Below are 13,687 nucleotides of genomic sequence, written 5' to 3'. Positions count from 1 at the left end.
CAGGGACGTGAGAGGTCAGGGATGTGAGAAGTCAGGGACGATGGAACGGGTCGTCGTACAGCTGCTCGGGAACCCGCAGCACGAAGACCGGGGTCCCGGATGCCCAGATCGCTGCAGCACCGGCGCGCAGCAGATCGATCTGCCGCGTCCCCTCCGCGATGATCTCGACGTCGGCTCCGCGCACACGGACCGACGCGTCGTTCACGGTGTGCACACCGTCCTTGACCTGCACCTCAGGGTACGGTTCGTGCAACTCCCGCAAATCGCTGAGGATGTACGTCGGCCGCGACCCTTCGGGAGCGGCGAGCACGTGCTTCGGACGGTCGATGCCGGTGAGCACGAGCGCGGAGTCGATGCCGGCACGCACGGCTCCGAGGATGTCGGTGTCCAGCCGGTCCCCGATGAAGAGGGGCTTCGCCGCCCCGAAGCGCGCCATCGCCTCCTCGAAGATGGGCACCTCCGGCTTGCCGGCGACCGTCGCGAGGCGGCCGATCGCGGTGTGCACGGCGGAGACGAGCGTTCCGTTGCCCGGTGCGACGCCGCGTTCGCGTGGGATCGTCCAGTCGGTGTTCGTGGCGATCCACGGAATGCCGCCCTCGTCCTCCGGCACCTTGAGCGCGAACGCCGCCTCGGCGAGATCCGTCCACGCGACCTCGGGCGCGAAGCCCTGCACGACCGCCGCGGGCGAGTCCTCCGCCGAGCGCGTCACCGTGTAGCCGGCCTTCTCCGCCTCGTCGACCAGCCCATCGCCTCCGATGATCAGCAGTGTCGCCGGCGGAGGCACGAGGCCTGCCAGCAGACGCATCGCCGCCTGGGGGCTCGTGATGACATCAGCGGGTGCGACGGTCAGGCCCAGGCTGCTCAGATGCGCGGCGACCGACGCGTCGGTCCGCGAGGCGTTGTTCGTGATGTAGCCCAGACGGACGGTCGTGGCCGCCCGGTTGAGGCTCTCCACGGCGTGAGGGATCGCGCCGGGCCCGGCGTACACCACGCCGTCGAGGTCGGCGAGAACCGCGTCCACTCCGTCGAGCGGGGTACGGCCTGCAGCCTTCTTGGAGAAGAAGCCCATTCACGCGTCCTTGTCGGAAGGCTCGGATGCGTCTGGCGGGGTGGATGCGCCGTCCTCGCCGAGGAGCTCGCGGACCTCGTCCTCGATCGACGGCTCAGCTGGTTCACCACCTGAGACGTCTGCGTCTGCGTCGGCATCAACAGATGCGTCGGCGTCAACAGAGGCGTCGTCGGTGTCGGGCTCGTCGACCGCCGCGGCCCCGTCGACTGCGTCGAGATCACCGCTCGCGAGCTCGTCCTCGTCATCGTCGACCCAGTCCTCGATCAGGCCGTCTTCGACGAACATCTCCTCGTCGCCGGCCTCATCGACGCCGAGCGCCTCTGCCGCGACCTCGGCCCGACGGGACCAGAATTCGGCCTCCTCGGCGCGCCCGAGGTCTTCGAGAACCGCCGCGCGTGCGGAGAAGAGCGCCGGGCTCCACTCGAAAGCGCGATCGGGGTCGAGCTCGGGGATCTCGAGCTCACCGAGGGCCAGCTCGAGGTCGCCCTGGTCGAGACGTGCGCCGGACATCGCGATCGCGAGCGCGACGCGTACAGGTGTGTCGAGAGTCGTCCGGTCGACGGCACGACCTGTCTCGAGTGCGCGGTCGGGCCGGCCGATGCCACGCTCGCTGTCGACCATGAGCGCGATCTGGTCGTCCTTCCCGGAGATCCGGCGGTAGGTGCGCAGTTCGCGCAGCGCAAGGGCGAAGTCCTCGGTCGCATAGGCGGTGATTCCGAGCGTCTCCCGGACGATGGCGATGCGCCCGGCGCGACGGGATGCGGCGAGAGCGTGCTTGTGCGCGAGCTCCGGATCATCGTCGATCAGGCGGGATGCCATCGCAAGGTGACGCGCGACGTGCTCTGCGTTCTCCTTGCTCAGCGTCTTGAGTTCATTGCGGGCGGACGGGTGAAGGTCGCGCGCGGTGACCTCGTCCGGGACGATCGGGTCGTTGTGGCGCGGACGCTCATCGGATGCCTGGACCGGACGCTCGCGGCCCGCTCCCCCGCGCTGCGGGAATGACCGGCTGCGGTCGTCGCGATCACGACGCGGGGCACCGCCACCGTCACGGTTGTATCCGCCTTCGCGACGCGGAGCACCACCATCACGGTTGTGCCCGCCTTCGCGACGCTGACCGCCACCCTCCCGGTTGTACCCGCCTTCGCGGCGCTGACCGCCATCGCGGGAGAACCCGCCTTCACGACGCGGAGCGCCACCCTCACGGTTGTACCCGCCTTCACGGCGCTGACCACCCTCCCGGTTGTACCCGCCTTCGCGACGCGGGGAGCCGCCGTCACGGGAGTACCCACCTTCACGACGCTGACCACCCTCCCGGTTGTACCCGCCTTCGCGACGCGGGGAACCGCCGTCACGGGAGTAACCCCCCTCGCGGCGCTGGCCGCCACCATCACGGTTGTAGCTACCCTCACGACGCTGACCGCCACCATCACGGTTGTAGCCACCCTCACGACGCTGACCGCCACCATCACGGGAGTACCCACCCTCACGACGCGGAGCACCACCAGCACGGGAATAGCCGCCGTCACGACGCTGACCGCCGTCGCGGCGCGGAGCACCACCATCACGGGAATAGCCGCCCTCACGGCGCTGACCGCCATCACGGGAGTACCCACCCTCACGACGCTGACCACCATCGCGGTTGTACCCACCCTCACGACGCGGTGTGCCACCGTCACGACGGGGCTGTGAGGAGCGATCTCCGGAAGGCCGTTCGCGGCGCGGTCCCTGATCGTCGTTACGACGCGGGCGGCGCTCTTCGTCTTCCGGCATGATGCTCCTCTGTTGATGTGTGTGTTAACGCAAAATGGCCACCCAACGATGGGTGGCCATTTTGCTTAAAAAGAGTCCGGCGGTGTCCTACTCTCCCACAGGGTCCCCCCTGCAGTACCATCGGCGCTGTGAGGCTTAGCTTCCGGGTTCGGAATGTAACCGGGCGTTTCCCTCACGCTATGGCCGCCGAAACACTATTGATGTTTCAATCGTTGCATAACGACAAAGTCAAAGTTATGCGGTTCTCGACCGTACATCGAGAACCACTCAGTGGACGCAAGCACCAACAAACGGTGTGTTATCAAGTCATCGGCTTATTAGTACCAGTCAGCTGCACACGTTACCGTGCTTCCACATCTGGCCTATCAACCCAGTAGTCTGGCTGGGAGCCTCTCACCCGAAGGTATGGAAGTCTCATCTTGAGGCCGGCTTCCCGCTTAGATGCTTTCAGCGGTTATCCATCCCGAACGTAGCTAATCAGCGGTGCTCCTGGCGGAACAACTGACACACCAGAGGTTCGTCCAACCCGGTCCTCTCGTACTAGGGTCAGATCCTCTCAAACTTCCTACGCGCGCAGCGGATAGGGACCGAACTGTCTCACGACGTTCTAAACCCAGCTCGCGTACCGCTTTAATGGGCGAACAGCCCAACCCTTGGGACCTACTCCAGCCCCAGGATGCGACGAGCCGACATCGAGGTGCCAAACCATGCCGTCGATATGGACTCTTGGGCAAGATCAGCCTGTTATCCCCGAGGTACCTTTTATCCGTTGAGCGACAGCGCTTCCACAAGCCACTGCCGGATCACTAGTCCCGACTTTCGTCCCTGCTCGACCTGTCAGTCTCACAGTCAAGCTCCCTTGTGCACTTACACTCGACACCTGATTGCCAACCAGGTTGAGGGAACCTTTGGGCGCCTCCGTTACTTTTTGGGAGGCAACCGCCCCAGTTAAACTACCCACCAGGCACTGTCCCTGAACCGGATTACGGTTCGAAGTTAGATATCCAGAGTGACCAGAGTGGTATTTCAACAATGACTCCACATGAACTGGCGTCCATGCTTCACAGTCTCCCACCTATCCTACACAAGCCACACCGAACACCAATACCAAGCTGTAGTAAAGGTCACGGGGTCTTTCCGTCCTGCTGCGCGTAACGAGCATCTTTACTCGTAATGCAATTTCGCCGAGTTCGCGGTTGAGACAGTTGGGAAGTCGTTACGCCATTCGTGCAGGTCGGAACTTACCCGACAAGGAATTTCGCTACCTTAGGATGGTTATAGTTACCACCGCCGTTTACTGGGGCTTAAATTCTCAGCTTCGCCTTGCGGCTAACCGGTCCTCTTAACCTTCCAGCACCGGGCAGGCGTCAGTCCGTATACATCGTCTTGCGACTTGGCACGGACCTGTGTTTTTAGTAAACAGTCGCTACCCACTAGTCTCTGCGGCCACCACACCCTTTTCGGAGCAAGTCCGTATAAGTGGATGGCCCCCCTTCTCCCGAAGTTACGGGGGCATTTTGCCGAGTTCCTTAACCACGATTCTCTCGATCTCCTTGGTATTCTCTACCTGACCACCTGAGTCGGTTTGGGGTACGGGCAGCTAGAACCTCGCGTCGATGCTTTTCTCGGCAGCATAGGATCATCCACTTTTTATCCGCATCGTGTCTCAGCCTGTATGAGTCACGGATTTGCCTATGACTCGGCCTACGCACTTGCACCAGGACAACCATCGCCTGGCTTGGACTACCTTCCTGCGTCACACCTGTTAATACGCTAACCGCACCAGCATGGGGTCACGTGCTCCACCACCCGATGGATCCCGAAGGACCCGGTGAGCGGCTTCGGACGTTTAGCACCACTGGATTAGCTTGGGCGGTTCTTCGCCGGTACGGGAATATCAACCCGTTGTCCATCGACTACGCCTGTCGGCCTCGCCTTAGGTCCCGACTTACCCAGGGAAGATTAGCTTGACCCTGGAACCCTTGGTCTTTCGGAGGACGTGTTTCTCACACGTCTTTCGCTACTCATGCCTGCATTCTCACTCGTGTAGCCTCCACGGCTGGTTTCCACCGCCGCTTCGCTGGCCACACGACGCTCTCCTACCCATCAACACGGCTGGACCACGAAGGCCTACCAATAATGTCAATGCCACAACTTCGGTGGCGTGCTTGAGCCCCGTTACATTGTCGGCGCGGAATCACTTGACCAGTGAGCTATTACGCACTCTTTCAAGGGTGGCTGCTTCTAAGCCAACCTCCTGGTTGTCACAGCAACTCCACATCCTTTCCCACTTAGCACGCGCTTTGGGACCTTAGTTGGTGGTCTGGGTTGTTTCCCTCTCGACTATGAAGCTTATCCCCCACAGTCTCACTGCTGCGCTCTCACTTACCGGCATTCGGAGTTTGGCTGACGTCAGTAACCTTGTAGGGCCCATCGGCCATCCAGTAGCTCTACCTCCGGCAAGAAACACGCAACGCTGCACCTAAATGCATTTCGGAGAGAACCAGCTATCACGAAGTTTGATTGGCCTTTCACCCCTATCCACAGCTCATCCCCTCAGTTTTCAACCTAAGTGGGTTCGGTCCTCCACGACGTCTTACCGTCGCTTCAACCTGGCCATGGATAGATCACTTCGCTTCGGGTCTAGGACATGCGACTGAATCGCCCTATTCAGACTCGCTTTCGCTACGGCTACCCCACACGGGTTAACCTCGCCACATATCGCTAACTCGCAGGCTCATTCTTCAAAAGGCACGCTGTCACACCTACCAGGGGTGCTCCAACGGTTTGTAAGCAAACGGTTTCAGGTACTATTTCACTCCCCTCCCGGGGTACTTTTCACCTTTCCCTCACGGTACTTGTCCGCTATCGGTCATCTGGGAGTATTTAGGCTTATCAGGTGGTCCTGACAGATTCACACGGGATTTCACGGGCCCCGTGCTACTTGGGATACTCTTCGCGCCAAGCAAGGCATTTCGACTACGGGGTTGGCACCCTCTATGACCGGCCTTTCAAGACCGTTCGTCTATACCTTCTTGTAACGCCGCCATCTCGGCAGAAATGACTGAAAAGTCCCACAACCCCGAACGTGCAACGCCTGCCGGCTATCACACACGCTCGGTTTAGCCTGATCCGGTTTCGCTCGCCACTACTAACGGAATCGCGGTTGCTTTCTCTTCCTGTGGGTACTGAGATGTTTCACTTCCCCACGTTCCCTCTACCCGCCCTATATATTCAGGCGGGAGTCACTAGGTCGGCACGCCGCCCAGCGGGGTTTCCCCATTCGGACACCCTCGGATCAAAACTTGCTTATCAGTTCCCCGAGGCTTATCGCAGATTGCTACGTCCTTCTTCGGCTCCAGATGCCAAGGCATCCACCGTTTGCTCTTAAAGACTTGAAATCACATGAGTTTGAATCAGAATCGATTCCAGACCCCAAAAGGCCTGGAATGAAATTGACTAATGATCTTTAAGATCATCTTGTGCAGCCGATCGATGATCAGTTGCAAGATGCTCGCGTCCACTGTGTAGTTCTCAAAGTACGGGCGGTACCCCTCACCGCTTGCCCCACAGGACAAACAACGAAGGGCCCAGAGGTACAGACCCGCAACCCGAAGGCCGCGACGTCCGGTCCCTCAGGACCCAACAGCGTGCAGACACCCCGCTCACCAACCCCCACGTTCCTGCCGCCGAAGCGACGTACTAGCAGAAATCAGCTGCGCTGATGCCATGTCAAATGTTCCACCCATGAGCTCCGGTCGAGAACGTACGTCCCGAATCCGGCTCTGTCACCCCGAAGGGTGCAGTGCTCCTTAGAAAGGAGGTGATCCAGCCGCACCTTCCGGTACGGCTACCTTGTTACGACTTAGTCCTAATTACCGATCCCACCTTCGACGGCTCCCTCCACAAGGGTTAGGCCACCGGCTTCAGGTGTTACCGACTTTCATGACTTGACGGGCGGTGTGTACAAGACCCGGGAACGTATTCACCGCAGCGTTGCTGATCTGCGATTACTAGCGACTCCGACTTCATGAGGTCGAGTTGCAGACCTCAATCCGAACTGGGACCGGCTTTTTGGGATTCGCTCCACCTCGCGGTATTGCAGCCCTTTGTACCGGCCATTGTAGCATGCGTGAAGCCCAAGACATAAGGGGCATGATGATTTGACGTCATCCCCACCTTCCTCCGAGTTGACCCCGGCAGTATCCCATGAGTTCCCACCATTACGTGCTGGCAACATAGAACGAGGGTTGCGCTCGTTGCGGGACTTAACCCAACATCTCACGACACGAGCTGACGACAACCATGCACCACCTGTTTACGAGTGTCCAAAGAGTTGACCATTTCTGGCCCGTTCTCGTATATGTCAAGCCTTGGTAAGGTTCTTCGCGTTGCATCGAATTAATCCGCATGCTCCGCCGCTTGTGCGGGTCCCCGTCAATTCCTTTGAGTTTTAGCCTTGCGGCCGTACTCCCCAGGCGGGGAACTTAATGCGTTAGCTGCGTCACGGAATCCGTGGAATGGACCCCACAACTAGTTCCCAACGTTTACGGGGTGGACTACCAGGGTATCTAAGCCTGTTTGCTCCCCACCCTTTCGCTCCTCAGCGTCAGTTACGGCCCAGAGATCTGCCTTCGCCATCGGTGTTCCTCCTGATATCTGCGCATTCCACCGCTACACCAGGAATTCCAATCTCCCCTACCGCACTCTAGTCTGCCCGTACCCACTGCAGGCCCGAGGTTGAGCCTCGGGATTTCACAGCAGACGCGACAAACCGCCTACGAGCTCTTTACGCCCAATAATTCCGGATAACGCTTGCGCCCTACGTATTACCGCGGCTGCTGGCACGTAGTTAGCCGGCGCTTTTTCTGCAGGTACCGTCACTTTCGCTTCTTCCCTGCTAAAAGAGGTTTACAACCCGAAGGCCGTCATCCCTCACGCGGCGTTGCTGCATCAGGCTTGCGCCCATTGTGCAATATTCCCCACTGCTGCCTCCCGTAGGAGTCTGGGCCGTGTCTCAGTCCCAGTGTGGCCGGTCACCCTCTCAGGCCGGCTACCCGTCGACGCCTTGGTGAGCCATTACCTCACCAACAAGCTGATAGGCCGCGAGCCCATCCCCAACCGAAATTCTTTCCAACCACTGAAGATGCCTTCGTGGTTCGTATCCAGTATTAGACGCCGTTTCCAGCGCTTATCCCAGAGTCAGGGGCAGGTTGCTCACGTGTTACTCACCCGTTCGCCACTGATCCCACAGAGCAAGCTCCGTGTTCACCGTTCGACTTGCATGTGTTAAGCACGCCGCCAGCGTTCATCCTGAGCCAGGATCAAACTCTCCGTAAAAAAGAAATGCATACGAACACCCGGAATAGGATGACGCAGCGAGTTTGATGCTGACCAAAGAGATAAATCATTGCTGACTATCCATCGCCACTCCCCAAAGGAAGTGGTCTTTGATCCAAAGGAATCTCACCCTGCCGAAGCAGGAACGAGGTTATTTGGCATTTGACAAGTGCACGCTGTTGAGTTCTCAAGGATCGGACGCTCCCCCGACCCAACCATCACAGTCAGGCCCGAAGGGCAACTTCTCAATCTTACCCACCCTGACTCGCTTGTCAAACCAGCGGGCCGCACGGATCTGAGATCCGTCGCGCAGCCGATGACAGCCGCAGAAGGGGTGGATCTCCCATCCTAGACGCAGGCGTCTGATCTCACAAGTGAGAGGATCGGGAGTGGTTCTCCGCTTGAGGGGGGTGAAGCTCTGGGCTTCTCCGCTTCCCTGTGGGGCGAACAGGTAATAAGTTACGTGGGTTCCGGTGTTCTGGCAAATCGACACCATCACCCCGGGCGTGTCGCCGCTCCCAGCCATCAGGATCGCCCCGGATCAGCGCCGGTTTTCGACCCCAGACCGTTCGCAGGGATACGATCGCGCCATGAGTGTCGCCGCGTTCGGGGTGCTCTCCCGGGTGGCCGGAGAGCTCGGCATCCCCGCGTCGTCGCTTCCCTCCCCGGACGACCTCGCTGCCGTCCCTCTGCCTTCCCGTCTGGCCACCGGCGACCTCGCGTCCGCCAGCGTCTCGGCCGTCGTGCTCGCTTCCGGAGTCGACCCGACCCTGATCGACGGCACTCGGGTCGCCGCGGCCTACCGTAGCGACCGCCTCCTGACTCTGGACGGATCGGCCCCCTCGGTCTGGTCGCCGTACTCCGGGTTCTGGCGCACAGGCGACGGATGGATCCGCACGCACGGAAACTACCCGCATCACGCCGCGGCGCTGGTTCGCGGTCTCGGCCTCCCCGAGGGCACGGATGCCGATGCTCTCGCCGCCGTCGTCTCACGCCTATCCACCTCTGTCGCCCTCACCCGCATCACGGCGGCTGGTGGCCTCGCCGTCTCCGTCGACCCGGAAGACCACATCGCCGACACGATCCTTCGCGCGCACCCCCTGCTGGACGTCGAGCGTGTCGACGGCGCGGCCCTGGCCCGAGGAGGCTCCCCCGCCGGCGGCGACGGTCTCCCGCTCGCCGGCATCCGCGTTCTCGATCTCACGCGGGTGATCGCAGGACCCGTGGCGACCCGCACGCTCGCACTGCTCGGCGCCGATGTGCTCCGCATCGACCCGCCGCTGCTCCCTGAACCGGAATGGCAGCACCTCGACACGGGACACGGCAAGAGGACCGCGCTGCTCGACGCCCGCTCGCCGCGCATGCCGGAGCTGGTCGAGGCCGCCGACGTCGTCGTGCTCGGCTATCGACCCGCGTCCATCGCCCGCCTCGGCCTCTCACCCGCGGACCTCCTCGCGCGGAACCCCCGTCTCATCGTCGGCCAGCTCAGCGCGTGGGGCGAGGATCGGCCCGACGCCGCGGGGTTCGACAGCCTGGTCCAGGCCTCCTCGGGGATCTCGTGGGTCGAGTCCTCCGACGGCATCCACCCTGGTGCCCTCCCCGCGCAGGCTCTCGACCACAGCGCCGGCTACCTCCTCGCCGCCGCCATCACAGCTCTGCTCCGCAAGGGCGGCCACGAGGGACGATCGTCGGTCGTCCGCACGTCACTCCGCAGGGTCGCCGCAGAACTGCTCGGCATGCCTCGCCGCGCGGAGCCCGTTCCCGACTCCGGGAGCCGATCCGCGACGGGATCCACCGCGGAGCCGACCGCACGATTCCTCGTCGACGGACGCCGGGTCGTCACCGCGCGCTCAGCACTGCCGGGCTTCGAGTTCGAGCCTCCCCACGCGTGGGGATCCGATCACGCCCGCTGGTGAGCGCGTCGGAACAACGGCATCGCAAGGCAGAGCAGCAGAGTGAGCACGCCCCACAGCGCGCACGCGGGCGGGAGCATCCGGTAAGCCAGATGCTGCACCGTGAACTCCGACGTGAGCGGGCCGTACGCGAGGTAGCCGATCACACAGGCCGTCACGAGGATCGCCGGCAGGGAGATCCACCAGGCCAGACGCACCGCCGATGGAACAGACTGGACGGCATCGGCGCGGGGTTCGGCCCGGCGCAGTCGGAGGACAGCCCAGAGGCCGATCACGACCAGACCCACCAGGCTCGATCCGTGCTGGAGCCATTTGAAACCGGTGAGCGGACCCCACATCGCATCGAGCACCGGGAACGTCTCCACGCCCCACCGCCCCTCGTGAGTGAACTGGTCCCAGAGGATGTGCGACAGGACACCCAGGATCAACGACACCGCGAGCATCAGCGGGTACAGCCGGCTCTCCCCCGCACCTACCGCTCTCGAAGCGGCGGCCCGGCCGGTATCGGACCACTCGGCCGGAAGGCGGCGCACGATCCACGACGGCATCAGCTCCGGCACGGCGGGGCGGAGCAGCACGCGCCACAGCACGAACAACGCCAACGCCAGCGCCGCCGTCCACACGACGTTCGTCGCCGTATGCGTGAAGCCGTAGTCGAGGCCGACACCTCGCACGAACAGCGGCAGATCCGGCGTCATCGCGCCGATCGCGATCGCCGCGCGCACCAGCGGTGTGCGGATGAACGGCAGGGCGACCACGGCATGGCTCGGTGTGAAGGGCATCGCTGATCTCCTGTCGGACGACGATCGCAGGAAGCCTAACGGCGGCGACCTGGAGAGAACCCGGTCGCCGCCGTCAGACGTCGAGAATGCGGATGCCGGTCAGGACACGAACACACCGGCGAGGGTCTTCTTGCCGCGCCGGAGCACGGACGCCCCTCCCGGCAGCGCGCCCTGAATGGTCGCCGTGTCGTCCTCCACCCGGATGCCGTCGATCGACACGCCGCCCTGGGCGATGGCCCGCCGCGCCTCCGAGAGGCTCGCCACGAGTCCGGTGTCGACGAGCGCGTCGATCACGGGGTATCCCCGCGCGACCGTGGTGTTCGGCAGCTCCTCGAGGGCCGTGCGCAAAGTCGCGGCGTCGAGCGCGGTCAGGTCGCCCTGGCCGAACAGCGCATCCGAGGCGGCGATCACGGCGGCGGCAGCAGCGGAGCCGTGCACCGTCGTGACGACCTCGAGCGCGAGGCGCTTCTGCGCCGCCCGGCGGAACGGCTCTGCCTCGACCAGCGCCGCGTACTCCTCGATCTCCGCCCGCGTCAGGAACGTGAACACCTTGAGGCGGTCGACCACGTCGGCATCCGCCGTACTCAGCCAGAACTGGTACATCCGGTACGGACTGCACATCTCGGCATCCAGCCAGATCGCGTTGCCCTCGCTCTTGCCGAACTTGGTGCCGTCGCTGTTCGTGATCAGCGGCGTGCCGATCGCGTGCACCGAGGTGCCTTCGACGCGGTGGATGAGGTCCGTGCCGCTTGTGAGGTTGCCCCACTGGTCGGAGCCCCCCGTCTGCAGCACGCAGTCGTACTGACGGTACAGCTCGAGGAAGTCCATGCCCTGCAGGATCTGGTAGCTGAACTCGGTGTAGCTGATGCCCGCATCCGAGTTCAGACGTGCGGCGACCGCGTCCTTCTTCAGCATCGTGCCGACACGGTAGTGCTTGCCGATCTCGCGGAGGAAGTCGATCGCCGACATCGGCGCCGTCCAGTCGAGGTTGTTCACCATGCGGGCGGCGTTCTCGCCCTCGAAGCTCAGGTAGCGCTCGACCTGCGACCGCAGTCGACCCACCCAGTCCTCGACCGTCTCGCGAGTGTTCAGCGTGCGCTCGGCCGTGGGTCGTGGATCGCCGATCAGGCCCGTCGAACCGCCGACGAGACCGAGGGGCTTGTGTCCGGCGAGCTGGATGCGGCGGAGCGTGAGCAGCTGAACGAGGTTGCCCAGGTGCAGGCTCGGCGCCGTCGGGTCGAAGCCGCAGTAATACGTGATCGGGTCCCCGGCGAGAAGGGCGCGCAGCGCCTCCTGGTCAGTGGACACGTGGACGAGGCCGCGCCACACGAGTTCGTCCCACACGTTCTCGAACGTGGGGTCGATCGCAGGGCTCGCGGTCGTCAGAGCGGAATCAGACACGCGCTCCAGGCTATCAGCGGCCGGCCTCGTCAAACTCCTAGGCGGGCTGGTCGAGACGGAACCTCTCCGCGGCGCTCAATTCGAGCGTCGCGGCATCCATGGCCGCATCGAGCTGAGCGACCTTGCTGCCTCCGAGGATGGGGCGGATGCCGTGGGCCAGCTGCCACGCGAGGACGATCTGTCCGCGACCGAGCCCCCGCTCCGCGGCGATCTCCGACAGCGCCTCGAGGCGCGCCTGCGTCCCCGGGTGCTCGTAGACCTCGGGGATCCTCTTCGCAGGGTTGTCGTAGGCGCCCGAAAGCAACGGGGTGTACGCCCAGGTCTCGATGCCGTTCGCGGTGGCGAAGTCATGCTGTTCGTCGCTCAGCACACCGAAGGGGTGGACCACCCCCGGGGGCAGGGTCCCCGGGCGTGTGCGCAGGTAGGTGCTGTTCAGCTGGAACGCGTCGATCGGGAGGCTTCCGATCGCCCGCGCATGAGCGCGTGCTCTTTCGATGCGCCACGCCGGGTGGTTCGACGCGCCGACCCGACGGACGGTCCCGTCCCCCGTGAGAGCCGCCAGGCCATCAACGGTCTCCTCGATCTCGACGGCGCGATCCTCCTGGTGGAGCCATAGCAGATCGACGCTCTCGACGCCCAGACGCTTGAGGCTTGCCCGCAGTGCATCCTGGATCGCGCGGGTCGACAGACCGGCACGACGCTCCGGCCACGACCCGGGCCACAGCGGCTCGGCGCCGACCTTCGTCGAGATGCGCATCCGTCCGCGCGTGCCGGGACGCGCCGCGAGCCAGCGGCCGATCACCGCTTCGGAGGCACCGCCGTGTCCTGTCTCACTCGCCCAGAAGCTGTAGCAGTCGGCGGTGTCGATCCAGATGCCGCCGCGTTCGGCGAAGCGATCGAGGAGAGCGAAGGCGGTGTCCTCGTCCACGGTCGTCCCGAAGGACATGGCGCCGAGGACGAGGGGGGAGACGGGGGTGTCGGTGGTGGTCATGTCCTCACTGTGCAACCTGGAGCGCGCTCCAGGTCAAGCTCTAGGCTCGACCGCATGACGACGTACACCCCGGCGGAGACGGCGACCCGCTCCGGTTTCAGCATCGATACGCTCCGCTACTACGAGCGAGAGGGAATTCTTCCCGCAGTCCGCCGCACGGCGGGCGGGCATCGCGCGTACACGGACGCCGATCTCGGCCTGCTCGAGTTCCTCAGATGCCTGCGCGAGACCGGGATGCCGGTGGAGCGCCTGCGCCGGTACGGGCGACTCTGTCAGAGCGATGACACGGTGCCTGAGCGCATCGCGCTGCTCGAAGAGCACGCCGCGACGGTGGAGCGTCAGCTCGCCGAGGTACTCGCCCAGCAGCGACGCCTGGCGGAGAAGCTCGACTGGTACCGCTCGCAGATGGGCTGAGGATCGA

The 13,687-nt window shown here is 63.4% G+C and carries 8 protein-coding genes and 3 rRNA genes; 3 read left to right on the top strand and 8 right to left on the bottom strand.

Annotated elements, in window-relative coordinates:
- Positions 1 to 31: 31 nt before the first annotated feature.
- Both MRBLMX7_RS16800 and MRBLMX7_RS16795 read right to left on the bottom strand, forming a co-directional pair.
- The gene (locus tag MRBLMX7_RS16800; protein ID WP_363370233.1) at positions 32 to 1,069 is read right to left on the bottom strand and encodes an HAD-IIA family hydrolase; all 1,038 of its coding nucleotides are present in this window, start codon (positions 1,067 to 1,069) and stop codon (positions 32 to 34) included.
- A complete protein-coding gene (locus tag MRBLMX7_RS16795; protein ID WP_363370231.1) occupies positions 1,070 to 1,888 on the bottom strand; it encodes a hypothetical protein in 819 nt (272 codons plus the stop codon).
- A 273-nt stretch (positions 1,889 to 2,161) separates the two neighbouring features.
- Between MRBLMX7_RS16795 and MRBLMX7_RS16790 the strand changes: the two genes are divergently transcribed.
- Positions 2,162 to 2,758 carry a hypothetical protein gene (locus tag MRBLMX7_RS16790; protein WP_363370229.1) on the top strand — a complete coding sequence of 199 codons (597 nt, stop codon included), beginning with the start codon at positions 2,162 to 2,164 and terminating at the stop codon, positions 2,756 to 2,758.
- A gap of 155 nt (positions 2,759 to 2,913) precedes the next feature.
- Here the strand turns inward: MRBLMX7_RS16790 and rrf are convergent.
- The 3 genes from rrf to MRBLMX7_RS16775 form a co-directional block, all read right to left on the bottom strand.
- Positions 2,914 to 3,030: ribosomal RNA gene (gene rrf, locus MRBLMX7_RS16785) — 5S ribosomal RNA — on the bottom strand.
- A 106-nt stretch (positions 3,031 to 3,136) separates the two neighbouring features.
- Positions 3,137 to 6,240, bottom strand: a 23S ribosomal RNA gene (locus tag MRBLMX7_RS16780).
- Positions 6,241 to 6,655: 415 nt separating this feature from the next.
- A 16S ribosomal RNA gene (locus MRBLMX7_RS16775) occupies positions 6,656 to 8,179 on the bottom strand.
- The 16S, 23S and 5S rRNA genes sit together here, the layout of an rRNA operon.
- A 590-nt stretch (positions 8,180 to 8,769) precedes the next feature.
- On the opposite strand from MRBLMX7_RS16775, the gene MRBLMX7_RS16770 reads away from it, so the two are divergent.
- Positions 8,770 to 10,095, top strand: coding sequence for a CoA transferase (locus tag MRBLMX7_RS16770; protein WP_363370227.1), 1,326 nt, complete (start codon positions 8,770 to 8,772; stop codon positions 10,093 to 10,095).
- Here MRBLMX7_RS16770 and MRBLMX7_RS16765 read toward each other — a convergent pair.
- The 3 genes from MRBLMX7_RS16765 to MRBLMX7_RS16755 all read right to left on the bottom strand — a co-directional run bounded on the left by MRBLMX7_RS16765 (position 10,080) and on the right by MRBLMX7_RS16755 (position 13,266).
- Positions 10,080 to 10,874 carry a DUF4184 family protein gene (locus MRBLMX7_RS16765; protein WP_363370225.1) on the bottom strand — a complete coding sequence of 265 codons (795 nt, stop codon included), beginning with the start codon at positions 10,872 to 10,874 and terminating at the stop codon, positions 10,080 to 10,082. The genes MRBLMX7_RS16770 and MRBLMX7_RS16765 overlap by 16 nt on opposite strands.
- A 99-nt stretch (positions 10,875 to 10,973) precedes the next feature.
- Positions 10,974 to 12,275 carry a tyrosine--tRNA ligase gene (tyrS, locus tag MRBLMX7_RS16760; protein ID WP_363370223.1) on the bottom strand — a complete coding sequence of 434 codons (1,302 nt, stop codon included), beginning with the start codon at positions 12,273 to 12,275 and terminating at the stop codon, positions 10,974 to 10,976.
- A 37-nt stretch (positions 12,276 to 12,312) separates the two neighbouring features.
- On the bottom strand, positions 12,313 to 13,266 hold the full coding sequence (locus MRBLMX7_RS16755) for an aldo/keto reductase (protein ID WP_363370221.1): 954 nt from the start codon (positions 13,264 to 13,266) through the stop codon (positions 12,313 to 12,315).
- 54 nt (positions 13,267 to 13,320) lie between these two features.
- On the opposite strand from MRBLMX7_RS16755, the gene MRBLMX7_RS16750 reads away from it, so the two are divergent.
- Entirely contained in the window at positions 13,321 to 13,680 is a 360-nt protein-coding gene (locus MRBLMX7_RS16750) for a MerR family transcriptional regulator (protein WP_363370219.1), read from the top strand.
- Positions 13,681 to 13,687 lie beyond the last annotated feature (7 nt).

The sequence above is a fragment of the Microbacterium sp. LMX7-1.2 genome (assembly GCF_040675935.1).
Taxonomy (GTDB): Bacteria; Actinomycetota; Actinomycetes; order Actinomycetales; family Microbacteriaceae; genus Microbacterium.
Note: the sequence above shows the minus strand (reverse complement) of the source record. Positions and strands in the feature narration are given on the sequence as shown.

What these genes read in the sequence shown, in the direction of transcription:
- MRBLMX7_RS16800 (WP_363370233.1), bottom strand. Translation starts at nt 1,069, where the DNA reads ATGGGCTTCTTCTCCAAGAAGGCTGCAGGCCGTACCCCGCTCGACGGA.
- MRBLMX7_RS16795 (WP_363370231.1), bottom strand. Translation starts at nt 1,888, where the DNA reads ATGGCATCCCGCCTGATCGACGATGATCCGGAGCTCGCGCACAAGCAC.
- MRBLMX7_RS16770 (WP_363370227.1), top strand. Translation starts at nt 8,770, where the DNA reads ATGAGTGTCGCCGCGTTCGGGGTGCTCTCCCGGGTGGCCGGAGAGCTC.
- MRBLMX7_RS16765 (WP_363370225.1), bottom strand. Translation starts at nt 10,874, where the DNA reads ATGCCCTTCACACCGAGCCATGCCGTGGTCGCCCTGCCGTTCATCCGC.
- MRBLMX7_RS16755 (WP_363370221.1), bottom strand. Translation starts at nt 13,266, where the DNA reads ATGACCACCACCGACACCCCCGTCTCCCCCCTCGTCCTCGGCGCCATG.
- MRBLMX7_RS16750 (WP_363370219.1), top strand. Translation starts at nt 13,321, where the DNA reads ATGACGACGTACACCCCGGCGGAGACGGCGACCCGCTCCGGTTTCAGC.